This window comes from Microbispora sp. NPDC004025 (assembly GCF_053604425.1).
This window is the reverse complement of sequence record NZ_JBSGHN010000015.1, coordinates 157,716-183,475: the sequence shown is the minus strand read 5'-3', so window position 1 is coordinate 183,475 and position 25,760 is coordinate 157,716. Positions and strand designations below refer to the sequence as shown.

At 72.4% G+C, this 25,760-nt stretch carries 19 protein-coding genes; 7 read left to right on the top strand and 12 right to left on the bottom strand.

Going from position 1 to position 25,760, the window contains the following annotated elements:
• Positions 1-15: 15 nt before the first annotated feature.
• Positions 16-1,719: an ABC transporter family substrate-binding protein gene (locus ACWEQG_RS31270; RefSeq protein WP_452290218.1), complete on the bottom strand. Its 1,704-nt coding sequence runs from the start codon at positions 1,717-1,719 to the stop codon at positions 16-18.
• 102 nt (positions 1,720-1,821) lie between these two features.
• Positions 1,822-4,185: an AAA family ATPase gene (locus ACWEQG_RS31265; RefSeq protein WP_452290216.1), complete on the bottom strand. Its 2,364-nt coding sequence runs from the start codon at positions 4,183-4,185 to the stop codon at positions 1,822-1,824.
• Positions 4,186-4,421: 236 nt separating this feature from the next.
• Here ACWEQG_RS31265 and ACWEQG_RS31260 point away from each other — a divergent pair, with 236 nt between their 5' ends.
• On the top strand, positions 4,422-6,011 hold the full coding sequence (locus tag ACWEQG_RS31260; RefSeq protein WP_452290214.1) for an MFS transporter: 1,590 nt from the start codon (positions 4,422-4,424) through the stop codon (positions 6,009-6,011).
• Between the two features lie 78 nt (positions 6,012-6,089).
• The gene (locus tag ACWEQG_RS31255) at positions 6,090-6,917 is read left to right on the top strand and encodes a DoxX family membrane protein (RefSeq protein WP_452290212.1); all 828 of its coding nucleotides are present in this window, start codon (positions 6,090-6,092) and stop codon (positions 6,915-6,917) included.
• 31 nt (positions 6,918-6,948) lie between these two features.
• On the opposite strand, the gene ACWEQG_RS31250 is transcribed toward ACWEQG_RS31255, so the two are convergent.
• Entirely contained in the window at positions 6,949-7,884 is a 936-nt protein-coding gene (locus ACWEQG_RS31250; protein WP_363472576.1) for a DMT family transporter, read from the bottom strand.
• A gap of 85 nt (positions 7,885-7,969) precedes the next feature.
• The gene (locus tag ACWEQG_RS31245) at positions 7,970-9,358 is read right to left on the bottom strand and encodes a sensor histidine kinase (RefSeq protein WP_452290210.1); all 1,389 of its coding nucleotides are present in this window, start codon (positions 9,356-9,358) and stop codon (positions 7,970-7,972) included.
• 193 nt (positions 9,359-9,551) lie between these two features.
• Here ACWEQG_RS31245 and ACWEQG_RS31240 point away from each other — a divergent pair, with 193 nt between their 5' ends.
• Together ACWEQG_RS31240 and ACWEQG_RS31235 are read left to right on the top strand one after the other, a co-directional pair.
• The gene (locus ACWEQG_RS31240; protein ID WP_452290208.1) at positions 9,552-10,553 is read left to right on the top strand and encodes an isopenicillin N synthase family dioxygenase; all 1,002 of its coding nucleotides are present in this window, start codon (positions 9,552-9,554) and stop codon (positions 10,551-10,553) included.
• 44 nt (positions 10,554-10,597) lie between these two features.
• Positions 10,598-11,728, top strand: coding sequence for a low temperature requirement protein A (locus ACWEQG_RS31235; protein WP_452290207.1), 1,131 nt, complete (start codon positions 10,598-10,600; stop codon positions 11,726-11,728).
• A 75-nt stretch (positions 11,729-11,803) separates the two neighbouring features.
• On the opposite strand, the gene ACWEQG_RS31230 is transcribed toward ACWEQG_RS31235, so the two are convergent.
• The 5 genes from ACWEQG_RS31230 to ACWEQG_RS31210 all read right to left on the bottom strand — a co-directional run bounded on the left by ACWEQG_RS31230 (position 11,804) and on the right by ACWEQG_RS31210 (position 19,570).
• On the bottom strand, positions 11,804-13,087 hold the full coding sequence (locus ACWEQG_RS31230; protein WP_452290205.1) for a GH1 family beta-glucosidase: 1,284 nt from the start codon (positions 13,085-13,087) through the stop codon (positions 11,804-11,806).
• Entirely contained in the window at positions 13,084-14,091 is a 1,008-nt protein-coding gene (locus ACWEQG_RS31225; RefSeq protein ID WP_363472578.1) for a LacI family DNA-binding transcriptional regulator, read from the bottom strand. Before ACWEQG_RS31225 ends, ACWEQG_RS31230 begins: the two co-directional genes overlap by 4 nt.
• Entirely contained in the window at positions 14,082-16,886 is a 2,805-nt protein-coding gene (locus ACWEQG_RS31220) for a glycoside hydrolase family 3 C-terminal domain-containing protein (protein ID WP_452290203.1), read from the bottom strand. Before ACWEQG_RS31220 ends, ACWEQG_RS31225 begins: the two co-directional genes overlap by 10 nt.
• A 335-nt stretch (positions 16,887-17,221) precedes the next feature.
• Positions 17,222-18,148: a TolB family protein gene (locus ACWEQG_RS31215; RefSeq protein WP_452290201.1), complete on the bottom strand. Its 927-nt coding sequence runs from the start codon at positions 18,146-18,148 to the stop codon at positions 17,222-17,224.
• Between the two features lie 210 nt (positions 18,149-18,358).
• On the bottom strand, positions 18,359-19,570 hold the full coding sequence (locus ACWEQG_RS31210) for an ROK family protein (RefSeq protein WP_452290199.1): 1,212 nt from the start codon (positions 19,568-19,570) through the stop codon (positions 18,359-18,361).
• Between the two features lie 218 nt (positions 19,571-19,788).
• Between ACWEQG_RS31210 and ACWEQG_RS31205 the strand changes: the two genes are divergently transcribed.
• The 3 genes from ACWEQG_RS31205 to ACWEQG_RS31195 all read left to right on the top strand — a co-directional run bounded on the left by ACWEQG_RS31205 (position 19,789) and on the right by ACWEQG_RS31195 (position 21,808).
• Positions 19,789-20,049, top strand: a complete 261-nt coding sequence (locus ACWEQG_RS31205) for a hypothetical protein (RefSeq protein ID WP_452290197.1) — start codon at positions 19,789-19,791, stop codon at positions 20,047-20,049.
• Between the two features lie 70 nt (positions 20,050-20,119).
• Positions 20,120-21,358 carry a cytochrome P450 gene (locus ACWEQG_RS31200; RefSeq protein ID WP_452290195.1) on the top strand — a complete coding sequence of 413 codons (1,239 nt, stop codon included), beginning with the start codon at positions 20,120-20,122 and terminating at the stop codon, positions 21,356-21,358.
• A 102-nt stretch (positions 21,359-21,460) separates the two neighbouring features.
• Positions 21,461-21,808 carry a hypothetical protein gene (locus tag ACWEQG_RS31195; RefSeq protein WP_452290193.1) on the top strand — a complete coding sequence of 116 codons (348 nt, stop codon included), beginning with the start codon at positions 21,461-21,463 and terminating at the stop codon, positions 21,806-21,808.
• Between the two features lie 15 nt (positions 21,809-21,823).
• On the opposite strand, the gene ACWEQG_RS31190 is transcribed toward ACWEQG_RS31195, so the two are convergent.
• The 3 genes from ACWEQG_RS31190 to ACWEQG_RS31180 form a co-directional block, all read right to left on the bottom strand.
• A complete protein-coding gene (locus ACWEQG_RS31190) occupies positions 21,824-22,078 on the bottom strand; it encodes a hypothetical protein (protein ID WP_346225939.1) in 255 nt (84 codons plus the stop codon).
• 65 nt (positions 22,079-22,143) lie between these two features.
• Positions 22,144-23,523, bottom strand: a complete 1,380-nt coding sequence (locus tag ACWEQG_RS31185; RefSeq protein ID WP_452290191.1) for a hypothetical protein — start codon at positions 23,521-23,523, stop codon at positions 22,144-22,146.
• A gap of 859 nt (positions 23,524-24,382) precedes the next feature.
• A complete protein-coding gene (locus ACWEQG_RS31180) occupies positions 24,383-25,759 on the bottom strand; it encodes a serine/threonine-protein kinase (protein WP_452290189.1) in 1,377 nt (458 codons plus the stop codon).
• Between the last annotated feature and the right edge of the window lies 1 nt (position 25,760).

Genomic DNA, 25,760 nt, shown 5'->3' with positions numbered 1-25,760 from the left:
CCGGGCGGCCGCCGCTCAGGAGGCGTAGCCGATGTCCTCGTACCTCAGGTCGTGGAACCCGTTTGCCCCGATGTTGGCGAGCGCGGACCGCACGGCCACGCCCTGCGGGCACTGGTAGAGCGGCAGCACGTTGACCTTCTTCCAGACCAGCCGGTCGGCCTCGTTGAGCAGGCCGGGCACCTTGGCGGCGTCGAGCGTGCTGCCGGCGCGGTACATGGCCTCGTCGATCTGCTTGCTACCGCTGCGCCCGATGTTGGCGTACCACTCGGTGTCGTCGCCCCGCCCGCCGCTCTCGCCGTCGGCGTAGATGTCGAAGGCGTCCGAGACGGGGTAGGGCGTGCTCGGGTAGGCGAAGGCGGTGATGTCGAAGTCGCCGGGGATGAGGTGCTTGCCGAAGAAGTCGTCGAAGGACACCTTGCGCACCTCGACCCGGATGCCGACGCGCTGCAGCATCTGCCGGGCGGAGTCGGCCTCGACACCGCTCATGACGATGCCGTCGGGGACGACGAAGCGCAGCGTCAGCGGTTTGCCGTTCTTCACGCGCGTCTTGCCCGACAGCGTCCAGCCCGCCTGGTCGAGCAGCCGCCCGGCCCGCCTCGGGTCGTACGCGCCGATCTCGCCGGCGTTGGCACGGTAGCCGTACTGGCTGTTCATGAGGAAGTGGTTGTCCAGCGTCACGGCCGGCCAGCCGAGGCCCTTCAGGTCCGCCTGCATGAGAGCGCGGCGGTCGAGCGCCGCCGCGACGGCCTCGCGCACCCGCGCGTCGGCCAGGACCGGGCTCTCCCCGTTGAGGGTGAGCTGCCGATACTGGGTGCCGGCGGCCTGCCGGATCACGGCGTCCCACGCCTCCCTGACCCGCGCGTAGTCGCCGGGGGACGGGCCCACCTCGAAGACGTCCACGTCCCCCTTGGTGAACGCGTGGACCATCTGGTCGGGGCGCACGGCGCGGAACACGATGCCGTCCAGCTTCGCCCGGTTGCCCCACCAGGCGGGGTTGCGGGTGAGCGCGACCGTCCTGCCCTTGACGTCGAGGCGCTCCACCTTGAACGGCCCCGCGGTCACCGGGATGCGGTTGATCCAGTCGGCGTTGAACGCCGCCGCGGTCGCGTTGGTGGTGCCGGGATACAGCGGCGTGAACAGGGACTGCCACTCGTTGAACGGCTGGGCGAGGGTGACCACCACCTCGCGGTCGCTCGCCCCCCGGCCCACGCTCTGGATGTTCTCGTACGCGATGGTCGAGTCGACCCGGTAGTCCCGGTCGCGGCCGCTCATGGCCTTCCACTGCGCGGCGAAGTCCGTCCAGGTGATCGGCCTGCCGTCCGACCACTTCGCCTTGGGGTTGATCGAGTAGGTGACGACCTGGCGGGGGGAGGTCGCGGTGATCCTCGCGTTGGTCACGTAGTCGGTGTCGAGGGTCAGCCGTCCCCGCGCGTCCGACCGGAACGTGTGCGGCAGCAACGCGTCCGTCACCACCTTGACGGCGGTGGTGTCGCCGTCGACGTGGTTGCGGTTCCACTGGGACGGAAAGTCGGTGAGCCCCCACCGGAGCGTGCCGCCGTCCTTGACCTTGTCACGCGCCAGCGGGTTGATGTCGTACGCCTTGACCGGGGAGGGGGCGAGCTCGTTGCCGGGTTCACCCGGCCCCCGCTGCACGCCGCAGGCGCCGGCGGCCCACAGAGCGGCCAGTGCGGCCAGGGCAACCGGCCATCGTGCTCTCACGCGCTTCTCCGATCCTCCTGGCTACCCTACGTCGTCGATTAGTAGCAGGAAGTGACGGCACTCGGCCATCGGGACACGCGCCCTGTGGATTTCCCTACGACATCAGGACAACTCGTCCACCGCGCTGCGGACGTCATCGCTGGTGATCGTCGTCAGCTCGGCGGCGTTCGCCGACCCCTGCTCGGCGAGGCGGACGTCGCGCCGCAGCGCGGCCCGCTCGTACAGGGACCGGGCGAAGCGGCCGTTGCCCAGCCCGTCGATGAGCCCCTCACGGCAGACCCAGTCGAAGACGTCCGCGAGGTCGCGCGCGGCGGAGGCGTCGAACCTGTCGCCGCTCCGCGCGGCGAGCAGCTCCGCGATCTCGGTCAGCTCGGACGGCGAGTAGGAGGGGAACGACACGCGCTGGTTGAACCGGGAGGCAAGACCGGGATTGGTCGCCAGGAAGGCGTCCATCTCGCGCTCGTAGCCGGCCAGGATGACGACCAGACGGTCACGGTCGTCCTCGGCCCGCTTCAGCAGCGTCTGCACCGCCTCGGCCCCGAAGGCGTCGCCCCCCGAGTAGCCGGTGTTGACCAGGCTGTACGCCTCGTCGATGAACAGCACGCCGCCGAGCGCGCGGTCGACCAGCTCGTTGGTCTTGATCGCGGTCGCGCCCAGATGCTGGCCGACCAGGTCGGCCCGCGACGCCTCGACCACGTCGGGCCGGGCCAGCAGGCCCAGGGCGGAGAAGATCCGGCCGACGATCCGCGCGACGGTCGTCTTGCCGGTGCCCGGAGGGCCGACGAACACGATGTGCCGCATCTGCGACTGGACCGGCAGGCCCTGCTCCTGCCGCATCCTGGCCACCTTGAGCTGCGCGGTGATCGCGTGGACCTGCCGTTTGACCGGGTCGAGGCCGGCCATCCTGTCGAGGTCCGCGAGCGCCTCGTCCAGGGTCGGGGTGACCTGGTAGCCGCGGTATCGCGCGGTGATCTCGTTGAATGCCTTGGTCACGTCGTCGGCGGCGACGGTGACCAGGTCCTCGCCGCGCGGCGCCCCGCCCGCGCTCACCACGCGGACGTCGCGGGCCTGCGCGGCGGCTTCGGCGAGGCTGCGGGCGAACCGCGCGTTGCCGAGGTCGTCGACGAGCGCCCGGCGGTGCACGTCCTCGAACAGCCGGCGCAGCACGGGACGCGCCTCAGGGGCGAGCAGGTCTCCCCGCCGCTGCTGCAGCGCCTCGGTGATCTCGAGCAGTTCCGCGGGGCTGTAGCTGGGGAAGCGCACCCGGGTGGCGAAGCGGCTCGACAGCCCCGGATTGGACGCCAGGAAGTCGTTCATCTCCCGCTCGTAGCCGGCCAGGATGACGATGAGCCGCTCGCGGTCGTCCTCGGCCCGCTTCAGCAGCGTCTGCACGGCCTCCGCGCCGAACCGGTCGGGCTGGCCGTCGCCCGAGTTGATGAGGCCGTACGCCTCGTCCACGAACAGGACCCCGCCGAGCGCGCGGTCGATGAGCTCGTTGGTCTTGATGGCCGTGGCCCCCAGGTACTCCCCCACGAGGTCGGCCCGCTGCGCCTCGACCACGAACGGCGTCTCCAGCAGCCCGAACGCGTAGAAGATCTTGGCGAGCGACCGGGCGACGCTGGTCTTGCCGGTGCCGGGAGGGCCGACGAACACGAAGTGGCGCATCGGCCGTTCGTTGGTGTAGCCCGCCTCCCTGCGCAGCCGGGCCGCCTCGATCGACGCGGCTATGGCGCGCACCTGCTCCTTGACCGGTTCGAGGCCGATCATGGACTCCAGCTCGGCGAGCGCCTGCTCGACCGTGATGGGCGGTGGAGCGGCCGGTTCTGCCGGCCCGGGCTGGTGGCCGCCGGGCCGTCCCGGCCTGTCGTACGCGCGCACCTGCACCTGGCTCTCGGCCCCCGCCGCCTCCCGCTCCGCCTCGCCGCGCACCCTGCGGGCCAGCACCAGGCGGTAGAGGAGCACCCCGGCGGCCGCGCCGTAGGCGCCCCACAGGGCGGCGGACGGCGACAGCGGCGACAGCGACAGCGCGACGACCCCGGCGGGCACGAGGGACATCAGCGTCGTCAGCCACGGCGGGACCCACCGGATCAGGTGAGCCGCGCCGCCGGTCAGCGCGCCCAGCAGCATCAGCAGACCGGGCACGATCGACTGCCCGCCGAAAACGCCCATGAACAGCGGCAGCAGCAGGGCCCATCCGGCGAGCACGAGCACGGTCGCGGCGGCACGCGGATAGCTGAGGGCCAGCGCGAGGAAGCACAGCGCAAGGAACGTGTAGATGAAGGTGGGCATCAGCGACCAGTTCAGCGCCGCGGCCACGCCCATGGTCGCGACCAGCAGCACCGCGAACAGCGCCCGTCGTGCGAACGGCGGAAGCCTGAAATAGCGGAAACGCACCTGTTCGAACAGATCACGTGCCGCAGTTCGGTTTAAGAGGCTCGCCGCCCGTGCCCTGTCGGAGTCCCGCATCGACGCCTCCCCGCTTCGACCCCGGTTATACCGCACGTGCGGACGGAATGGGTGGACCCTTGCGGCGCGGTGGACGACGCACGCCGCCGGCCCCCGTTCGATCACCTGGAGCGATACGGATCCGGCGATATGTTCCCGACATCCCCGGAAGGGCTGAGAGATCCGCTTCCCATGGCCTAAGCTGCCACGCATGTTCCAGCGGGCCGGAATTTTCGGGCAGGAGCACTGAGCGGTCGATGATCATGGTTTCGGTCGAGTCCGCCGCCGTCCGCGCCGCGGGCGCCCTGCGCGAGCATCGGGCGAGCCGGTGGTCGGTGCTCGTGCTCCTGTGTTTCAGCCTGCTCCTGATCGCGGTCGACGCGACCGTGCTGCACATCGCCGTCCCGGCGCTCACCGCGGCTCTGGAGCCGTCGTCCGTGCAGTTGCTGTGGATCATCGACATCTACTCGCTGGTCGTCGCGCCGCTGCTCGTCACGTTCGGCACCCTCGGCGACCGCTACGGCAGGCGGCCCTTCGTGCTCGGCGGCTACGTGGTGTTCGGCCTGGCCTCGCTGTCGGCCGCGTTCGCCGCGACCCCGCTCGCGCTCATCGCCTCGCGGGCGTTCCTCGGCGTCGGCGGAGCGATGATCATGCCGGCGACGCTTTCGATCATCCGGCAGGTGTTCACCGACCGGCGCGAGCGGGCGATCGCCCTCGGCGTGTGGAGCGCGGTCGCCGCCGCGGGTGCGGCCGTCGGGCCGCTGATCGGCGGGGTCCTCGTCGAGCATCTGTGGTGGGGTGCGGTCTTCCTCATCAACGTCCCGCTGCTGCTGGTCGCGCTGCCGCTCGCCGTACGGATCCTGCCGGCCTCGCCACGGCGGGCCGAGCATCCCTGGGACGCGCTGAGCGCGGCGCTGTCCACCGCCGGCATCCTGGCCGTCGCGTTCGGGCTGAAGGAGGCGGGGTCGGGGCACCTGCTGGGCCGCGGCCCCTCGCTCGCCGTCCTCCTGGCCGGCGTCGCGCTGCTCGTCTGGTTCGTACGGCGGCAGCGGCGGCTCGACTTCCCCCTGCTCGACATCGGGCTGTTCACCCAGCGCGGCTTCGCGACCGGCGTGGGCTGCGTGCTGCTGGCGATCTTCGCGCTGGTCGGGCTGGAGCTGATGCTGGCGCAGTATCTCCAGCTCGTGCTGGGGCTGTCGCCTTCGCAAGCCGCCGTGCGGATGCTGCCGCTCATGGTCGCGGCCATCGCGGGCGGCCTGGCCGCCGCGCACGTGCTGGGGCGGATCGGGCTGCGCGCCACGGTCGGCGGCGGTCTCGCCCTCACCGCGCTGTCGCTCACCCCGGTGCTGACCTGGGGCACCGAGCAGCATCCGGTGATGCTGACCGTCTGCTTCGTCGGCATCGGGTTCGGCGTCGAGGTCGCCCTGCTGGCGGCGTCCGACACGATCATGGCGTCGGTGCCGGAGGCGCGCGCGGGCGGCGCCGCCGCGATCGAGGAGACGGCCTACGAACTCGGGGCGGGCCTCGGCATCGCCGTCCTCGGCACGATCACCACGATCGTGTACGCCCCCTCGCTCGGGACCGTCCCCGGGATCCCGTCCGGCCTCATGGCGCAGGCCCGGGAGTCGCTGGCCGCGGCCGCGCACGTGGCCGGCGAGGCCGGCGCGACCGGAGCCGCGCTGCTGGGCGCCGCCCGCGTGGCCTTCGTCACCGCCCTGCACTCCACCATCGCCGTCAGCGTGGCGCTGCTCGGGCTCACCGCGCTGGCCGTGGCCCTGCTGCTGCCCCGCCATGTTCCCGCCCCTTCGGACGCCGGCGCCGAGGAGTCCGGCGGCGTACGGGACTGAGCCGGCCGTGCGCATGACGGCGGCGCAGGCGGGGAAGTGTCCGGGCAAGTCATCCCCCACCCCCCAGGATGAGAAGCAGTGAAGAGAACCCTGCACGACCTAGCCTCGCTGGCCGCCCGCATGGGCGTCGGCGGGATCTTCTTCGCCAACGGCTGGCAGAAGCTCGAAGCCGGCCTCAACGCCACCGCCGACCAGTTCACCACGCTGCAGGCCCCGCTGCCCCACGTGTGGGCGCCGGTGACCATGCTGACCGAGCTGGTCGGCGGCACGCTGCTGATCGCGGGCCTCGCCGTGCCGATCGTCGGACTGCTGCTGTTCGCCGAGGCCCTCGCGGTGTTCGTGCTCACGGCCGGGGACGCCGGCCTGCCGCTCACCGGAGGCGATATCGAACTGATCGTGGCTCTCGGGGCCGCCTCCGTGCTGCTGGCGGTCACCGGCGCGGGCCGCATCTCGGCCGACCACATGGTGGTGATCAAACGACGCGAGGCCGAGGCGGCCGGCGAGTTCGCCGCCGCCTTCGCCGGCCCCGACGCCGGCCGAACGGCCAGGGCCGACGCCAGGGCCGACGCAGAGGCCGACGCGGTCATCGCGGCGCTGCGCCCGCCGCGGCCCGGCGAGCCGGGCGCGGACGGACCGCAGGGACGGCCCACCGCCCCGGCGGGACCCGTTCCCTCCTCCGGGGAGCGGCGGCCCTCGCCCCAATCGCCGGAGCCCCGGTCGCCGGAGCCGCCGCCGTCGACCGGTGCGGACACGGGCTCCACCACCGCGGGGACGGCCGTGGACCCGTCCGGCGAGGAGGCTCCGGCCACGACGACGGTGCGCAAGGCCACGCCGAGGCAGCGGCGTACGAAGCGGGACGACGACACCACCACGGAGAGCCGGGCCGAGGCGCCCCCGGCCCGCTGACCGAGCCGGAGAGCGCGCCGCGCCGGTCGGATCAGGCCCCGGCGTCGGTCTCGGCGGGGACGGCGCGTGCCGGCGCGGCGGTAGGCCCGCCGCGCCGGGGGACGATCCCCTGGATCACGGCGATGCCCAGCAGCACCACCAGGGCTCCGGCGGGCTGGTTCCAGGTCAGATGCTCGCCGAGGAAGACCACACCGGAGGCGGCGGCGAACACCGGGATCAGGTAGGTCACGGCCGAGGCGGCCGTCACTCCCACCTTCCGCTGGATCCCGTACAGCAGCAGGTAGGCGATGCCGGTGCCGAAAGCGCCAAGCGCGAGGAGGCTGCCCCAGACCGCCAGAGGGACGTCGATCTCGACCAGGCTCAGCCCGGCGAGCGGCGTGATCACCGCGAGTTCGGCCGTTCCCGCGACCAGCTGCGCGGCCGCCAGCACCATCGGCTCCTCTCCGCGCGGGGTGATGAACCTGCCCATGTACGCCCCGCCCACGCCGTAGCAGGCGGCCGCGCCGAAGCAGGCCAGGCTGCCGACGGCCGCGCCGCCGGAGATCGGCTGCCACACGCCCAGCACCACCATGACGCCGGCGAAGCCGAGGCCGAGCCCGCTCACCCTGGCGGCCGTCGCCTTCTCGCTGCGCAGGAGCAGCGCGAACAGCAGCGTGCACAGCGGCGTCGTCGCGTTCCAGATCGCCGCGACGACGGAGGAGACGTGCTGCTCGCCATACCCGAAGAGAGTGAACGGCACCGTGGTCAGCACGACGGAGGCGACCGCGAAGTGCCCCCACAGCCGGAGGTCGCGGGGCAGCCGGCGGCCGGTCGCGAACACCGCGACCAGCAGGGTCGACGCCCCGACGGCCATCCGGAGGAAGGAGATCTGGAGCGGATGGAGGCTCCCGAGCGCCACCTTGATGAAGAAGAAGCTGTTCCCCCAGACGAGCGCCAACAGGATGAAAGACGGAAGCCACCGTCGCATATGTGTAATTCCCTCCGCTTACGTGCCGGTAAGGAGCGTAATGCGGCATGACACATTAGCGGCAGTGGTTTTCGGACCTGAGGAATCAGGACTCCCGGGAGAGCGGCAGGCGCAGGAGGAAACACGCGCCACGCGGGCTGTCGATGATCGTCAGGGTGCCGCCGTGGCTCTCGGCGATCTGCCGGGCGATGGGCAGGCCCAGGCCCGCGCCCCCGGCGTTCCTGCTGCGTGCCGTATCGAGCCGGGTGAACCGCTGGAAGACGAGCTCCCGCTGGTCCCGCGCGATGCCCGCGCCGTCGTCGAGCACCTCCAGGACGGCCGCGCCGGAGCGGAAGCGGGGGTCGCCGTCGGGCGCCTCCCGCCGCACCTCCAGCCGTACGGTGGTCGCGGCGTGCCGCTCGGCGTTGTCGAGCAGGTTGGTCACCAGGCGGCCGAGCCGGATGCGGTCCCCCCGGACGATCACGCCGGAGGCCAGATTCGGGACGACCCTCCTGACCGGGCGGCGGGTGTCCAGCTCGGCGGCCACGAGCCGGCCGAGGTCCAGCGGCTCGCGTTCGCAGGGCGCGCCCACGTCCAGGCGGGCCAGCGTCAGCAGGTCGGCGGCGATCGCCTGGAGCCTGTCGAGGCTCTTCAGCACGGCCTGCCCGATCTCGCTCACGTCGGACTCCTGCGGCGCGAGGAGCGCGCCCTCCACCTGCGCGCGGATCGCGGTGATCGGGCTGCGCAGCTCGTGGGACGCGTCGGAGGTGAAGCGCCGTTGCTGTTCGAGCGTCTCCTCCAGCCGGTCCAGCGTGTAGTTGACGCTCTGCGCGAGGTCGCGGATCTCCCCTCTGGCCTCCGGGACCGGCACCCGCCGCCCGAGGTCCGAGGCGTTGATCTCGTCGAGCTCGCCCCGGATCGCCCGCACCGGCATGAGCGCCCGCTTGACGCTTCGCCGGGTGCCGTACGCGACGGCGGCCGTGACGAGCGCCGACCCCACGGCCAGGCCGGCCACCAGGCCCGGCGGGACCTCGATGGCCTGGGTCGGAGCCGCGCTGTAGACGGTCCAGTCTCCGTCCTCGCGATAGACCTGCTGCGCGACCACGATGTGACATCCGTCCGGGCCGAACACACCGCCGCAGACCTCCCGCGAGGCCTTGCGGAGCGGCGGCCGGGGGTGGAAGGTCGCCATGGCCGGTTTGCCGGCCATGTCCGGCGTCGCCGCGCGCACCTTGCCCTGCGGGTCAACCACCTGGCCGGGCCGGTCGCGCGTGGAGGGGGGATCGTAGGGCAGGACGCTCCCGGCCTGTCCGCGGTCCACGAGGTAGGCGACCCGCCCGCCGGCCGCCGTCACCTCCTTCATGAGGTTCGCGCCGGCCGTCATGTACAGCGCCCACACCAGGACGACCGAGAACCCGACGCACAGCAGGGCGACCACCGTGCCGGTGAACAGCGCGATGCGGCTCCTGACCGACCATCGATCCCCGAAACCCACGTGATCGCCCACTTACGATGCGGCCCGATTGACCGTGCGTAAGAAATCTACTCTTCCGGGCGTTATACGTCGGTAACGGGACAAACCGAACGAGTTGGTCCTGTGCGCTCGAAATCCCCGCACGCGCAACACGTCCGGCAAGCAGGTAAAGGAGCCTTCCGGACGACGCCCCCGGATGGTGGTATATGGAGGTATGAACACCGCCGGACCACTGCCGGTGATCGACGTGGCCGCGCTCACCGGTTCCGGGAGCGGCCGCGAGCGCGCCGAGGTCGCGCGCCGTATTGAGGCCGCCTGCCTGGACAGCGGCTTCTTCTACATCAGCGGCCACGGGGTGCCCGGCGACCTGGTCGCACGACTCAGGGAGGCCGCGGCGCGGTTCTTCCGGCTGCCGCCGGAGCACAAGTCGCGCATCTCCATGGACCGGGGCGGACGGGCCTGGCGCGGGTACTTCCCCGTGGGCGGCGAGCTCACCTCCGGCCGGCCCGACCTCAAGGAGGGCGTCTACTTCGGCGCCGAGCACGACCACGACGATCCCCGGCCGCTGCACGGGCGCAACCTCTTCCCCGACGAGGTGCCCGAGATGCGCCCGGCCGTGCTGGCGTACATGGACGCCCTCACCCACGTCGGGCAGGCGGTCATGCGGGGCGTGGCGCTGAGCCTGGGGCTCGACGAGGACTACTTCGCCGCCGGATACACGGCCACACCCACGATCCTCTTCCGGATCTTCCACTATCCGCCCCCGCCGTACGCCGATCCGGACGAGTGGGGGGTCGGCGAGCACACCGACTACGGCCTGCTGACGCTGCTGCTCCAGGACGACAATCCCGGGCTCCAGGTGCACACCGCACGCGGCTGGATCGAGGCGCCGCCCATCCCCGGCACGCTGGTCTGCAACATCGGCGACATGCTCGACAAGCTCACCGGCGGGCTGTATCGGTCGACCCCGCACCGCGTGCGCAACGAAACGGGCCGCGACAGGCTGTCCTTCCCCTTCTTCTTCGACCCGGGCTGGGACTGCGAGGTGCCGCCGCTGCCCACCCTGCCCGGCCGCGCGGGGGGCCGCGCCCGCTGGGACGGCCTGGACCTGCGGGCCTTCACCGGCACGTACGGCGACTACCTGACGGCGAAGGTCGCCAAGGTCTTCCCGCATCTGGGCGACCGCGTGCTTCCGCCCACACCGGGCGAGAGCTGAAAAGGTGTAATCAAGAAATCAGCGCGACAGGCATAATGACCGCCATGCGCCTCCCCCGCTGGTTCGCCGAGCGCGTCGAGCCGACCGCCCCGGACGCCGAACTGCGCGTCTCCACGATCGAGCTCTTCTTCGACCTCGTCTTCGTCTTCACGATCACGCAACTCACCTCGCTGCTGGTGGGCGACTTCACGCGGCACGGCGGAGAGGGGTTCGCCGGCCAGGGCACCGTGCAGGCGATCCTCATCTTCGGCCTGCTGTGGTGGATGTACTCCGGCTACGCCTGGCTCACCAACACGGTGCCGCCGGAGCGCACGGCCCGGCGGGTGCTGATCCTGTGCGGCATGGCCGGGTTCCTGATCATGGCCCTGGCCGTCCCGCACGCCTTCTCCGGCAGCGGCGTGGCGTTCGCCCTCGGCTACCTCGTCATCGTGCTCGTCCACGGCGGGCTCTATCTGCAGGCGACCGCCGCGATCGCGCGGGTCGTGCCTTTCAACCTGGCCGCGACCGCGCTCGTCCTGGCCGCCGCCTTCGCGGACGCGCCGTGGAACTACGCGCTGTGGACCGCGGCCCTCGTGCTGACCTGGACGAGCCCGGTCTTCATCGGGCAGAAGGGCTTTCCCCTGCACCCCGCGCACATCGTCGAGCGGCACGGCCTGCTGGTCATCATCGTGCTGGGCGAGTCGATCGTGGCGATCGGCATCGGGGCGACCGACGGCCACCCGGGGGCGGCCCTGATCGTCACCTCGCTGCTCGGCCTCGCCCTCACCGCCGCCATGTGGTGGGTGTACTTCGGGCGTGGCGAGAGCGGACCCGAGCACGCGCTGGCACGGGCCGACGTCGTCCGCCGGACCAGGCTCATCCTGGGGGCGTACTTCTACGCGCACATCCCGATGCTGCTCGGGATCGTCGCGACGGCGGCCGGGATCAAGAAGGCGGTCGGCCACGACCACCTCGGCCTCGGCCCCGCCGTCGCGCTGGCCGGGGGAACCGCGCTGTTCCTGCTCGGCGACCTGTGGTTCCGCCGGGTGCTCGGGCTGGGACGGCCCTCCGTGCGGATCGCCGCCGCGCTGCTGGCCGTGGCGACCGTCCCGATCGGCCTGTGGTCGTCGGCCGCCCACCTCGGCGCGCTGGTCGTGCTGGTGGTCGCGATGATCGGCCTGGAGAGCGTCCGGTAGGCCCCGGCCACCCCGGTCTCCCCGGTCGCCGGCGGGGACCGGGGCGGTCCCCGCCGGGACGCGGGTGGGGCGGCCTCAGCCGGCGAGGCCGTTCCGGGCGATCACCTCGCGGTACCACCTGGCGCTGTCACGGGGCGTGCGCTCCAGCGTCTCGTAGTCGACGCGGACGAGCCCGAACCGCTTGTCGTAGCCCCGGGCCCACTCGAAGTTGTCCAGCAGCGACCACACGAAGTAGCCACGCAGGTCGGCGCCGCGGTCCATCGCCGACCGGGCGGCGCGGAAGTGGGCGTCGAGGTAGGAGATCCGGCCGGGGTCGGCCACCCCGTCGGGCAGGGCGGCCCCGTTCTCCGTGATCATCAAAGGCGTGCCGGGGTAGTCCCGCGACAGCCGTAGGAGCAGCTCCTCCAGCCCGGCCGGGTTGATCTCCCAGTCCATCTCGGTGACCGGGCCGTGCGGGTCCTCCCAGGCGATGCCCTCGCTGCCGGGATACTCCGCGTGCCCCTCCGACGAGGGGTCGGCGACGACGCGGTTGACCGTGTAGTAGTTGACGCCGAGCACGTCGATCGGCTGCGCGATGGTGGGCAGGTCGTCCAGGTCGACCTCGGTGAAACGTTCCAGGTGGGCGAGGACGTCGGCGGGATACTCGCCGCGCAGCACGGGGTCGAGGAAGAGCCGGTTCGCCAGCCCGTCGATCAGGCGGGCCGGCTCGGCGTCGCCGAGGATCGGCGTCAGGTTCAGCGTCAGCGAGACCGACTCCGCGCCTCCCGCCCGCAGCGCCTGCACGCCGAGGCCGTGCGCGAGCATCAGGTGGTGGGCGGCGGCGAACGCGGCGGCCGGGTCGGTCACGCCGGGCGCGTGCCGGCCCGAGGCGTACCCCACGAACGCCGACACCCAGGGCTCGTTGAGCGTCGTCCAGGTGGCGACGCGGTCCCCGAGGCGCTTGTGCACGGCTGCGGCGTAGTCGGCGAACCGGTAGGCGGTGTCGCGGTTGGCCCAGCCGCCCTCGTCCTGCAGCGTCTGCGGCAGGTCCCAGTGGTAGAGCGTCGCGACGGGCGCGATCCCCCTGTCGAGCAGGGCGTCGACCAGCCGGTCGTAGAAGCTCAGGTCGGCGAGGCGCGGCCAGGCCACCGAGAACCGGTACGCCTTCAGCCCCAGCCACGCCATGATCTCGACGTCCTCGAGATAGCGGTTGTAGTGGTCGCAGGCCACGTCGCCGGTGTGCCCGTCCACGACCATGCCGGGAGTGTGGGAGAAGGTGTCCCAGATCGAGGGGACGCGGCCGTCGGCGCGCACCGCGCCCTCGATCTGGTACGACGCGGTCGCGGCGCCCCAGAGGAAGCCGTCGGGAAATGAGGTCATCGTGAACTTTCGCGAATCGTCAGCCGAGGTTCGAGGAGCGTCGACTCCGGTACGGCCTGGCCCTCCAGCTTTGCCATGAGCAGCCGGACCGCCTGCCTGCCGACGTCCTCGGCGGGAATGAGCACGGAGGTCAGCGCGGGGCTGGCCCGCTCGGCGATGTCGTCCGGGCAGATCGCCACCACCGAGACGTCCTCGGGCACCCGCCTGCCGAGGATCCGCAACGCCCCCAGCACATGGCCGGCGGCCGCCTCGTTGTGCACGACGAGCCCGGACAGCCGCGGCCGCTCGTCGAGCAGCAGCTTCACGGCCGCGTGGATCTCGTCGAACGACTCCTCGCAGGGCCGCGCGTCGGCCTCCAGGCCGTGCCGCCGGGCCGCTTCGACGAAGCCCGCCATCGTCCGCTCCGCGAAGCCCGTGCCGCGCTCGTAGACCACGCGCGGCGCGCCGAGCAGCGCGATCTCGCGATGCCCGAGGTCGGCCAGGTGGTCGGCGCACAGCGCCCCGGCCCGGGCGAAGTCGAGGTCGACGCAGGTCAGCCCTTCGGGGTCGGCCGGGAAACCGATCAGCACGCTCGGCTCGGCGAGCTTGCGCAGCAGCGGCACGCGGGGGTCGTGGATCTCCACGTCCATCAGCAGCAACCCGTCGACCAGCGCGCTGGCCGCCACCCGGTGCAGCCCGTCCGCTCCCTCGTCGGCCGTCATGAGGAGCACGTCGTGGTCGTACTGCCGGGCCGTGGTGACGACCGAGGTCGCGAACTGCATGAGGACCGGCAGGTTCATGCCGGCCCGCAGCGGCAGCACCAGCGCGATGACCTTCGCGCGCTTGCTCGCCAGGGCGCGGGCGCCCGCGTTCGGGTGGTAGCCGAGCGCACGGACGCTGTCCAGGACCCGCTGCCGCGTGGTCGCCGAGATCGCCCGCTTGCCGCTCAGCACGTACGACACCGTGGAGACGGCGACCCCCGCGTGCTTGGCGACGTCGGCGATCGTCACGGTCCTCACGGGCAGAACCCCAGCGCGTTCACCGTGACCCCCTCGCTCTCGTACACCACATAAAGATCGCGCACTCCGGCCGCTCCCGCCAGAGGGGTGCTCACCTCGACGAAATCATGCCTGGTGACCGTGGGCGGGACGCTGACCGCGCCGGCGACCTCGCCGGCCAGGGGATCGTCGAGCCGCAGCGTGACCACCCCGCCCTCGTCGCTCGACACCGCCAGCACGCAGGCCGACACCTTCCCCTCGGTGAAATCGCAGTCGCGGAAGACGATCCACGATCCCGGTGACGTGGAGCGCACGGCGTCCCCGGAGTCGAGCGCGGCGTCGCACAGCACCACACCGTCGTACTCGTCGTGGTCGGCCGCGTCCAGTGGCCCCGCGGTCAGGTCCCGCGGCGGGATGCGCTCGCCCCGCACCCGAACCGGCGCGCACAGGCGGATGTCCCCCGACGAGGCGCCCACCTGCACCGTGTGCGCGGCCTCCTCGACCACGAACCTGCCGCGCGTCACGTCCCAGAAGGCCAGGTCCCCGACCGGCACGTCCACCGACACCGTACGGCTCTCGCCCGGCGCGAGCCGCACCTTGACGAAGCCGCGCAGCTGACGCAGCGGCTGCTTCACCCGCGAGCGCCGCTGGTGGGTGTAGAACTGCACGACCTCCTCCCCAGCGCGCCCGCCCGCGTTCGTCACGGTCACGCTGACGGTCAGCGTCTCGCCCTCGGCGACCTCCGCCGACGACAGTTCGAGATCGGAGTACGCGAAGCGGGTGTAGCTCAGGCCGTGCCCGAACGGGTAGAGCGGCCGGCCCCGGTAGTAGAGGTAAGTGGCGTCGGAGGCGATGATGTCGTAGTCGAGCAGGTCGGGCAGCTCGGCGGCCGAGCGGTACCACGTCTGGGTGAGGCGGCCGCCCGGGTCGTCGTCGCCGAGCAGCACGCCGGCGAGCGCGTGGCCGTACTCCTGGCCGCCGTGCGACGACCAGACGATCGCGGACAGGTGCTCCTGCGCCCAGGTGACGGCGAAGGGGTAGCCGCTGGAGACGACCAGCACGGTGGCCGGGTTGGCCGCGTGGACGGCCTTGAGCAGGGCCTCCTGCCGCTCGGGCAGCGCCAGCGTCGCGCGGTCCTCGGTCTCGCGGCCGTTCACCAGCGGGTGGTCGCCGAGCACGACGACCGCGGCGTCGGCGCGGGCCGCCGCCTCCGCCGCGCGGGCCGCGCCGCTCTCCACCGGCTCCACGGCCAGCACGGCCGCGGCGTCGGGGTCGTCGGTCGTGCGCAGGACGCCGTCCGCCACGGTGACGTACCTGCCGGAGGAGATGTTGCGCAGCACGACGCCCCTCGGCCGCTCCTCGATCCGGAAGGTCTGGCGCACCTCCCAGCCGTTCGGGCCCGGCTGGTCGTTGACCAGCACGCCGTCCTCCCCCGCCGACACGTGCCGCCCGTTGGCACAGGACCGGAACGCGAACGCGCCGCCGCCCCAGTCGAACACGTCGAAGCAGGACCGCTCGCTCCCCACGTGCAGCGGCCCGCCCGCGGGGTCGGCGGACGCGCCGACGTACCCGCCCTCGGTGCGCAGCGCCACCCGGTCGACGCCCTCGCAGTAGACGGTCTCGCACCGCTCGGCGAGCCCCGCCAGGGCCGTCACCTGGTACGGCAGCGTGCCGCTGTACCAGTCCTCGAACAGGGCGCCGGCCAGCGGGCCGATCACCGCGACCGTGCGCGGGGCGGCCAGCGGCAGCAGGCCGTCGTTCTTCAGCAGGGTGATCGACTGCCGGGCCGCCTCCCGCGCGAGCCGCCGGTGCTCCGGGCTGTTGACCACGTCGTGGGTGATGTCGTCGTACGGCGTGGCGGGGTCGAACTCGCCCAGCCGCACCCGGATCGACAGCGCGTGCCGGGCGGCGGCGTCGATGTCGGCCTCGCTCAGCAGGCCGCGGTCGAGCGCCGTCCTGATGTGGCCGAGGGTGGTGGCGCTGTCGGCGTCGTCCTGGGTGAAGCTGTCCAGCCCGGCCTTGATCGCGTGCGCGTACGCCTGGGGCAGGTCCTTGTGGTAGCCCTGCATCCCGGCGAGGTTGCCCGGCGCGTACGCGTCGCTGACCACGAGGATGTCGTCGGACGCCCAGGCCCGCAGGTGACTGTCGATCAGCGGCGACAGGTGGGCCGGCCGGCCGTTGACGAGGTTGTACGACGGCATCACGGCCACCGCGGCTCCGGCCTGCAGCGCCGGGCGGAACGCCTTGAGCTCGTACTCGTGCAGCACCCGCGGCGGCAGGCCGCTGGAGGTCACGCACCGGTCGGTCTCGTTGTTGTAGCCGAGGAAGTGCTTCAGCGTGGGCGCCGTCTTCAGCACCTCGTGGCCTCCGCGCAGGCCGCTCGCGTAGGCCGTGCCCATGACGCCGGTGAGCCAGGGGTCCTCCGAGTAGCCTTCCTCGTTGCGACCCCAGCGCGGGTCGCGCAGCGGGTTGACCACCGGCGCCCAGACGTTGCGGCCCACGCTCTGCGGGTCCTTGTGGTGGAAGGCCATGACCTCGTCGCCGGTCGCGTCCCCCACCCGCCGGACCAGGTCGGGGTTCCAGGTGCTCGCCAACCCGATGGCCTGGGGGAACACGGTGGCCGGGCCGTGCCAGGCCAGGCCGTGCAGGGCCTCGGTGCCGGTGCGGAACGGCCGCAGGCCCAGCCGTTCCACGGGTGCCTGGTACTGGTGCAGCAGGCCGATCTTCTCGTCGAGTGTGAGCCTGCCGAGCAGGTCGTCCACCCGGTCGGCGGGAGACAGCGCGGGGTTCCGGAATGCCGGGCCTTGAGCCGGTTCGTTCATCTGGAGAGTTACCCTTCGCGTCGAAGCGCTTCGATGACCTGCCGAAAAACGCGCCCACAGGGCGTCGCGAGGATCCGCTGTTCGGTTGGGGAAGCGCCCGCCGTCGAAGCGCTTCGAAAGGGTTACCGTGAGTTTCCGGTGCGTAAATCCGGACTCATCCGGAAGATTGCCCGCATCCTCGGCTCAGGTCAAGACCTCTCGTCGCGCCGGTTCCACCCCGATGTCATCTCGGTCGTACGCGGGGGCTGACCCCAGGCGGACACGGAGGCGGACACGGAGACGGGCGCGGACCCGCCGGTCCGCGCCCGCTCTCGGATGCCCGGGGAGCCCTCGCGTCAGCCGACGATCCGCAGCAGCGCCTGCCGCCTGGCCGCGGCCGGCTCGCTCAGGCGCTGCAGCTGCCTGCCGTTCTTGTCGAGCACGACCAGGGTGTTGGCGGTGCGTCCGGCGACCCGGACGACCAGGCGGCCGTCCCCCAGGTAGAAGGCCCCGATGAGCGAGCCCTTGACCGGGATGGCGGTCTTCATGCCGGTGGCGACGTCGACCACGGCCGGGCGGAAGCCGCCGGGCCAGGAGCCGTCGCCCCCGGGCGCGTTGCGCGACAGCGGCGCCACGACCACCTTCGTGCCGTCGGGCGACAGGCTCTGCACGTGGTTCGCGAGGTCGACGCCCTTCACCTTGACCGCCTTGCCGGTCTTCACGTCGAGGCGGTACACGCCCTCGGTCGTCCCCGCGTACCCGGCGAGGTAGCGGCCGTCGGCCGACCACGCGAGGTGGCAGACGCCGAGGGTGGTGCCCGCCTTCCGGGCTCCCCTGCCGTCCGCGCCGACGACCGAGATCCGCCCGGCGTCGGAGTTGCCCTTGTTCACGTACGCCACCAGGCGGGAGTCCGGCGACCAGGCCGGGGTGGCGCACGGGAACCCGGCCGCGGCGCCCTTGGCCACGGTCGTGGCCGTGCTGCCGCTCCCGACCCGGAGCTCGCCGCGGTCCGTGATCCAGGCGAGCTTCCTGCCGTCCGGGGACGCGGAGAACTGGCCCGTCATCGGCATCGCGCCCAGTTTCGAGAAGCCCTTGCCGGGCTCGTACCGGCTGATCGGGAAGCCCTTGCCGTAGGAGAGGTAGACGGCGACCCCGGCAAGAGGCTTGGGCGCGGCGGAGGTTCCGGCCGGGGCGGCGGCCGCGGGGGCGGCCGGCGCGCCCGCGAGCACGCTGGAGAGCGCGGTGGAGAGCGCGGCGGCGCAGAGCAGGCGAGTCTTCATCATGTCCCATTCGTCGACGTTGCCGATGTTCGACGCCTCGTTCCCCGGCCCGGTTCGCGGGCATCCCGAATTGGCATCGGCCGTCGCGCCGGACCCCGCGTCCGGCGCATGGTTCCGGCGCCGGTGACCGCTCCCCGACCGGCGGGCGCTTCCGGCCGGCGGGCGCTTCCGGCCGGCGGATGCGTCCCGGCCGGCGGACGAGGACGGCGGCGGTCAGCGCTGCGGGGGCAGGCGGCCGGAGTCGACCGAGTCGAGCACCCGCGCGGCCGCCCCGAGCGCGGCGGCGCCGTACCCGAGCGTCGACACCTCCAGCCGGCAGCCTCCCCCGCCGGGGGCGAGCACCCTGCCGTACATCTCCTCCTCCGCGCACGCGACGAGCCAGGGCGCCAGCGGCACGTAGTAACCCCCGAGGATCACGACCTCGGGGTTGAGCATGTTGGCCACCGCGGCCATCCCCCTGCCGAGGTGGCGCCCCACGTTCTCCAGCAGCGCGAGGATGTCGCGCTCGCCGTTGCGGGCGCGGCGCACGACCTCGTCGATCTCGAGTTCCAGCTCGGACGGCGAGGCGTCGGGCGCCGTGCGGGCGAGGATCGCGCCGATCCCGGCGACGGCCTCCAGGCAGCCGCGCCGGCCGCACCGGCAGGTGGGCCCGGCGGGGTCGAGCTCGATGTGGCCGATCTCGCCGCTGTAGCCCTGCCCGCCCCGCCTGAGCCTGCCGTCCATGACGATGCCCGCGCCCACGCCCACCTCGCCGGTCACGTAGACGAGGTTGGCGGCGTTGCGGTGGGGCCCGAACCGGTGCTCGGCGAGGGCGGCGAGGTTGGCGTCGTTGTCGACCAGCACGGGAAAGCCCGGGTCGCGCAGTGCCTTGGTGAGGTCGCCGGCCAGGTCCGCGTCGCGCCAGCCCAGGTTGGGCGCGACCCGTACGGTGCCGTTGACGTCCACCAGCCCCGGGACGGCCACGGTCAGGCCGAGCACCTGGCGGGCCTCCTTGGTCATCCTGCTCACGACCCGCCGGGCGAGCGCGGCCATCGCGACGACCGCCTGGCCCGCGCTGGAGGTCCCGCCGGGGAAGGAGCGCCGCCAGTTCAGCAGTTCCTCGCCCTTGAGGTCCACCGCGACCGCCGTGATGTAGTCGACGTTGACCTCGATGCCGATCGCGGCGTACGGCGATCCGTCCAGGACGAGCATGGTGGCGGGCCGGCCGACGCGGTGCTCGGTCAGGCCGGTCTCGCGCAGCAGGCGCCGGTCGATGAGATCGGCGACCAGGCTGGACACGGTGGCCTTGTTGAGGCCGGTGGAGGCGGCGATGTCGGCACGCGAGCAGGGCGCGTTCTCCCGCACGAACCGCAGCACGACGGCGAGGTTGGTCGCGCGTACGTCGGTGAAGTCGGCCGGCTGTGGCCCGTTGTGCGATGTGATCAATGTCCGCCCCGTTCCCGCTCGGGCTCATCATGCCGCAATTGCGAGCAATTTGACACGACATCGGCGGCCAGGATCGCGGCACGGACGGACGCGTGGGCCGTGCCGCGTCCGGCTCGGCACCGGCCACCGGCCCCAGCGCCTCCCGGGTAACCTGGTGGCACTCGCTCCTCCGACGTTTGTTTGGCTAGGGAACTAACTAAAGCCTACCGTGCAGTGCCATGCGAATCCAGGGGCACGTCACGGGCCGCCCTCCCGCCCAGGACGAGCCGGTGATCACGTTCGACTTCTGGCGTGAGGAGCACCTGCTGGAGCACCCCGAGCACGCGGGAAGGGTTCTCGCGGCCGAGCTCCGGACCGGGGATTTCATCGGCATCCTCGATGAGCTGGCCGAGGTCGTCGGCCCTGACCAGGGTCTGACGCCGCCGATCCGGGCGGCAGCGGCGATCGGGCGCACCGTGAGTCCGCGGTTCGCCTGTTGACGGGTTGTGCGGCATTTCGTACGTTCCGGCTAGGCCGTCCTCCGGGCGCCCCGAACCGGAAGGGGTTGCAGTGACCACCGAGCCGGATTCGAACGGGACCCCGCCGGACGACGGGCAAGGTTCTGGGCCGGACATCGTGCCGGGACCGCTCGCCACTCCGCCACCGGAGTTCGCCCGCAGACGGGAGTCGGGGCCGTTGGAGCCGGCGACCATGCCCAGTGGCGACCGGGTGCCGATGGCCGTCCGGTACGACGACGTCCGCGCCCTGCTGGCCTCGCCCACCTCCAGCCGCAATCTGCGCCTTCCCGGGTTGCCGCGGTTCGTGAGCGGCGTCGGCATCGACGACGACCCGGACGCGCTCATCAACCAGGATCCGCCGGAGCACACGCGCTACCGCCGGATCATGCAGGGCACCTTCACCCCGCGCCAGATCGAACCGTGGCGCCCCCGCATCGCGCGGATCGCCCAGGACCTCCTCGACGGCCTGGGCGACGACTTCGACGTGGTCCAGGGATACGCGCTGCGGCTGCCGGCCAATGTCATCTGCGCGATGCTCGGCGTGCCGATGGACCACTACGAGCAGTTCGTCCGGTGGACGGACATGTTCCTGACCACCTCCACGGCCACCGAGCAGGCGCGTTACGAGAGCTACACCGACTTCATGGCCTACGCCGCCGAACTGGTCGCCCAGCATCGCCTCTCACCCGGCGAGGACCTCATCGATCTGCTCATCCGGGCCAGGGACGCCGATGACCGGCTGTCGGAGGGCGAGCTCGTCAACACCGTCTTCTCCCTGATCACGGCCGGTTACGAGACGACCGCCTCGATGATCGCCCGTGGTGTGTTCCGGCTGCTCCTCCACCGCGGCCAGTGGGACGAGCTGGTCGCGGATCCCGCCCTGACGGCCACCGCCGTCGAGGAGATCCTGCGCTTCGACGGCCCGCCCGCCAGCGCGTTCATGCGTCGCATCACGGAGGACACCGAGCTGCCCGGCGGCTCGCTGAGCGCGGGGACGGTCGTCATGCCGAACCTGAACGCGGCCAACCACGACCCGCGGGCGTTCCCCGAGCCCGGCCGGTTCGACATCCACCGTTTCACCGGCCATCCGCCCAACCCGCATGTGGCGTTCGGTTACGGCCCGCACCGCTGCCTGGCCGCCAGTCTGGCCAGGGTCGAGCTCACCGAGGCGATCAGAGCCCTGGTCATCCGGCGGCCCGCCCTCCGCCTGACCACCGCACCCGAGTCGGTGGCATGGACGGACGGCCTGGTCCTGCGGCCCGTCGCCCTGCACGTCACCTCGGCGGGATGACGCCCACGGATCCATGACGCGGCCGGCGGTGGCAAGGGAGCGCCCGGCAGGGGCAAACGGAGTGCAAGTCTGCATCAAACGGGACGCACCAGTATGGACGCCATGGAGAAGGACGTCCCGCATTATCTCGGCGAGCTACTCATTTGGGAGATCGAGGATTATCTGCGCGCCCGTACGGCACGCCCCGAGCGGGCGCGGGTGGCCCGCATCAAGGTGCCCAGCCGGTCGGCGGCGGAGGCGGTCGCCGCGGACCTGAAGGCGGGCGGCAGCTTCTACGCCGCGGCGAGACAGGCGCTCGCTCGGGGCGTGGCCATGCCGGACGACCTGTTCGGCGTGGTGACCCGGGACGAACACCCGGAGGTGTTCGAGGCGGTGCCGGGCACCACGCTGCCGCCCAAGCCCGAAGGCGAGCACTACCTCATCATCCGCCTCGTCGCCTTCGAGTCCTGACCGCCGCCGGTACGGCTACCGCATGCCGGCGGTCGTGACCTCCCTGTCGGTGATCCTGGTCGCGCCCTCCTCGCGCGCGCAGTGCGCGCAGCAGAACCAGCGGCCGTCGTACTCGGCGCCGTGGCCCACGATCCGGCACCCGCAGTGCTCGCACACGGGTGCCATCCGGGTGATGGCGCACTCGAAGCTGTCGAAGACGTGCACCGCGCCCTGGCTGTGCACCTCGAAGGCCATATCGTAGTCGTTGCCGCAGACTTCACACGTAGCCATGGTTTCCCCCCGTCGACTCGCGGTCGAGGGGGGAAATACCCGCCCAATCCTGGGCGAACACCGTCTCACAGGGCGCCGAGCAGGGCTTTGGCCACGGACTTGGCCCCGGCCTCGGCCTCCTTCGGGTCCATGAGCACGGAATCGGACGCGTTGATCGGCGTGTTCTCCGGCCGGTCGCTGCCGGACAGCAGCACCCAGATGACGTTCTTGCCGTCCAGCGCGTAGATCTCGTACCGGTTGCCCTGGGCCGTGTCGGTGCGCTGCCGGATCGCCTGGCCGAACGCCTCCTGCCCGAAACCGGTCAGCTTCTCGACCTTGCCCCACCGGATGCCGCCGATCTCGCTGCTCGCCGTGAACTTGGTCTTCGAGCGCTGGTCGATGAGGTAATAACGAGCGGACTCGGCGTCCCAGAAGCTGTGGACGGCGACCCGGAGGTTCCGCCAGCGGACCTTGCCGCCGCCGAGCGGCAGCTTGTCGTTCCACCACTGGCACTGGGTGACGGTCGAGTTGCCCTCCTTGCCCCGCACGGCCGCGCCCTCGGTCTGCGGCACCAGGGTGGCGGCCAGCGACTCGAGGCTCACGCAGGCCTTCGGCAGCGGGATCCGGGTGGGCGAGGGCGACGACGACGGGCTCGGCTTCGGGCGCGCGTGGTACGGCAGCGGTTTGCCGGCCTGCCAGGCGGTCACCGACTTCGCGAGCTGCCCGAGCAGGCCCTTCACCTCGCGCAGGGCGTTCTCCTCCGTGATCGACTGGGTGGTCTCGTTGGAGAAGAGGTCCGCCTCCTTCTTCTTCTGGCTCGCCTCGTACTTCACCTGGAAGACCACGTCACCGACCCGGCCGACCCCTTGGCCGAAGGAGTACCAGTACTTGTCGTCCTCCCGCGTCCAGTGGTACTGCGCGGCCGCCTGGTCCCCGACGCCCTGGTACTCCTGGACCGCCGAGTAATAGCGCTTCTCGTCCGAGTGGGTCGCGCCGTACTTGTACTGGCTGAGCTCGCCCTTGTATTGGATCTTCGCCGCGTCCACGGCCGTGGTCGTGCCGAGCGCCTCGTACTTGGACACGTTGACCGTGATCTCGCGGCTGCGGGTGACGTCCTTGTACGAGATGTTCCGGTTCGCCCAGCGGCACTGCCACCGGACGTAGCTCACGAGAGTGCTGTCGCGGTTGTCGCTGGTCGAGGAGTCGACGTCGGCCCGCGGCACGAGACGCTCGGCCTCGCCCGGGTCGAGCATCGAGCACACGTCGGCGGTCGCCGCCACCGGCGCGGCCGACGCCGACTTCGCGGCCTGTGACGGCACCGGCGAACCCGCCGCGCGGGGCGTCGTCCCCGTCTGGCGTACCGACATGAACGCGAACGTCCCCCCGGCCACCACCAGTACGGTGACGACCGCCACCACCGGCAGCACCCATCCCCGCCGCGCCGGGGCGGACGGCTGGGTCGGCATCTGCCACAGCTCGGGCGGGGGCGGCGTCGCCGCCTGCCAGCCCTGCCCCTGCTGCGCGCCCTGACCACTGTGGCCCGGGTACGGGCTCGAGTAGGGGCCGGAGTACTGACCGGGCTGCGCCTGCGGTCCGGATGGCGGAACAGATGGCGGAGTGGACGGCGGAGTGGGCGGCGGAGCGGCCTGCCCGCCGGGCGGCGGATAGGGATAGGGGTTCGACTGGGGCTGCGGCCCGCCGGGAGGCCCCGCCTGCGGCCAGGCCTGACCGCCCGGCGTGCCGGGGTACCCGCCGGGCTGCTGTCCCGGGTACGGACCGGGCTGCTGTCCGGGCTGAGGACCGGGGTACGGACCGGGCTGCTGTCCGGGCTGAGGACCGGGGTACGGACCGGGCTGCTGTCCGGGCTGAGGACCGGGGTATGGCCCGGGCGGCGATTGCGGACCGGACTGGGCGCCGGGGTACCCGCCGAAGTCGGGCTGCGGGGCGGGCTGACCGGGCACGGCACCCGGATACGCGCCGGGCTGAGACTGCTGACCGTACGGCGCACCAGGCTGAGCGCCCGGCTGCTGCTGACCGTACGGCGCACCCGCCTGCGGCTGACCATACGAAGCACCAGGCTGCACACCCGGCGGCGGACCGTACGGCGCCCCAGGCTGAGCACCCGGCGGCGGACCATACGGAGCGCCAGGCTGCACACCCGGCTGCTGCTGACCATACGGGACGCCGGGTTGAGCACCGGGTGGCGGGCCGTACGGGGGCGGGTACGGCGGCACGCCCTGCCGGGGGTGGTCCTGGGGAGGGGGCCCGCCGGGCTCGACGGATGCGTCGTCACCGCTGGTCATATCGTCTCCTACGGTCGGGAGGTCACCCGAGCCCGATGCCGACGAGTTCGGCGGCGCGCTCGACGGTGCGCCGGTCGGCCGGGGTGACCGAGGGGTCACCGGCACGCCGATAGGCGACCTCGACGATGAGATTGCTGAGGCGGAACCAGACCGTGGCCCCGGTGGCACCGGTGGCGGGGTCGGAGGAGTCACAGGTGAATGCCTCGTCGGCGATGCCGGGCCGGTCGCGCGCCGCGGCGCCCCGGGCGGCCCGCTCCGCCGCGAGGTCGCGGGAGGCCGCCGCCTCGCCCTCCCCGCCGTCGGGCAGCCGGTAGGTCACCGTGATCGCCCCTTCGCGGCCCGTGGCGTGCTCGTTCCACTCGCACCGCCCCTCGGCGGCGGGTTCCCCGCGCGGCGTGGCGCCGATGAGGTCGCGGATCTGGGCCGCGGTCAGGCTGCGGCAGGCGTCCGGGACCGCGGTGAACCGCGCGGAGCCGTCCCGTCCCCCGTCCACCAGCAACCAGGCGCCCAGACCCGCCGCCAGGCCGGCAACGATCACCAGGGCCGCCCCGGCGGCGAGCCGCCATCTCTGCGCGGGCCGAGGCGCGGGCACCGGCGGCGCGGCGGCGGCCCGCAGGGCCTGCCGTACGACGTCGGGCGGCGGACGCCGCGCCGGGTCCTTGTCGAGCAGCGCGAGCACGATCCACGCGAGCACCCGCGAGGCCCGCGTCATCGGCCGGGGCTCGTGGAGCAGGACGGCGGCGACGAGCGCGGCGGCCATGTTCCGGTGGAAGGGCGGCTCCCCCTCGACGGCGGTGTAGAGCGTGGCGCCCAGCGACCACAGGTCGGAGGGCGGGCCGTCGGGCTCGTCCCGGAACCGTTCTGGGGCCATGTAGTTGGGCGACCCCGCCGAGCTCTGCCAGGAGCCGCCGGCGCCGCCGACGGGCGCGGCGATCCCGAAGTCGGTGAGCAGGGCGCGGCCGTCGGGCCCGATGAGGACGTTGGCCGGCTTCACGTCGCGGTGCAGGATGCCCCGGGAGTGGGCCGCCTCCAGCGCGTCGAGCACGGCAAGGCCGATCTCGGCCACCCGCTCGGAGGGAAGCGGCCCGTCCTCACGGATGATCTTGTCCAGGGAGCGGCCGGGCACCAGGTCCATGACGATCCACGGTTGCCCGGCGTGCCCGACGACGTCGTGGACCGTCACGATGGCCGGATGGGTGAGCCGCCCGGCCGCCCGGGCCTCCTCGACGGCTCTCCCGAGGAAGCCGGCGCGCTCCCGGTCGTCCAGACCGGGCGGGACGCGCACCTGCTTGATCGCCACCTCCCGGCGCAGCAGCTCGTCGTGGGCGCGCCAGACCGTGCCGCCGCCGCCCTCACCCAGCGATTCGGCGAGCTGGTACCGTCCGGCGAGCAGATCCACG

Bases quoted from the DNA above. Each gene is read 5' to 3' on its own strand.
- ACWEQG_RS31205 (WP_452290197.1), top strand. From the start codon at position 19,789: ATGCGAATCCAGGGGCACGTCACGGGCCGCCCTCCCGCCCAGGACGAG.
- ACWEQG_RS31220 (WP_452290203.1), bottom strand. From the start codon at position 16,886: ATGAACGAACCGGCTCAAGGCCCGGCATTCCGGAACCCCGCGCTGTCT.
- ACWEQG_RS31190 (WP_346225939.1), bottom strand. From the start codon at position 22,078: ATGGCTACGTGTGAAGTCTGCGGCAACGACTACGATATGGCCTTCGAG.
- ACWEQG_RS31250 (WP_363472576.1), bottom strand. From the start codon at position 7,884: ATGCGACGGTGGCTTCCGTCTTTCATCCTGTTGGCGCTCGTCTGGGGG.
- ACWEQG_RS31215 (WP_452290201.1), bottom strand. From the start codon at position 18,148: ATGATGAAGACTCGCCTGCTCTGCGCCGCCGCGCTCTCCACCGCGCTC.
- ACWEQG_RS31240 (WP_452290208.1), top strand. From the start codon at position 9,552: ATGAACACCGCCGGACCACTGCCGGTGATCGACGTGGCCGCGCTCACC.
- ACWEQG_RS31230 (WP_452290205.1), bottom strand. From the start codon at position 13,087: ATGACCTCATTTCCCGACGGCTTCCTCTGGGGCGCCGCGACCGCGTCG.
- ACWEQG_RS31260 (WP_452290214.1), top strand. From the start codon at position 4,422: ATGATCATGGTTTCGGTCGAGTCCGCCGCCGTCCGCGCCGCGGGCGCC.
- ACWEQG_RS31195 (WP_452290193.1), top strand. From the start codon at position 21,461: ATGGAGAAGGACGTCCCGCATTATCTCGGCGAGCTACTCATTTGGGAG.
- ACWEQG_RS31265 (WP_452290216.1), bottom strand. From the start codon at position 4,185: ATGCGGGACTCCGACAGGGCACGGGCGGCGAGCCTCTTAAACCGAACT.
- ACWEQG_RS31235 (WP_452290207.1), top strand. From the start codon at position 10,598: ATGCGCCTCCCCCGCTGGTTCGCCGAGCGCGTCGAGCCGACCGCCCCG.
- ACWEQG_RS31185 (WP_452290191.1), bottom strand. From the start codon at position 23,523: ATGCCGACCCAGCCGTCCGCCCCGGCGCGGCGGGGATGGGTGCTGCCG.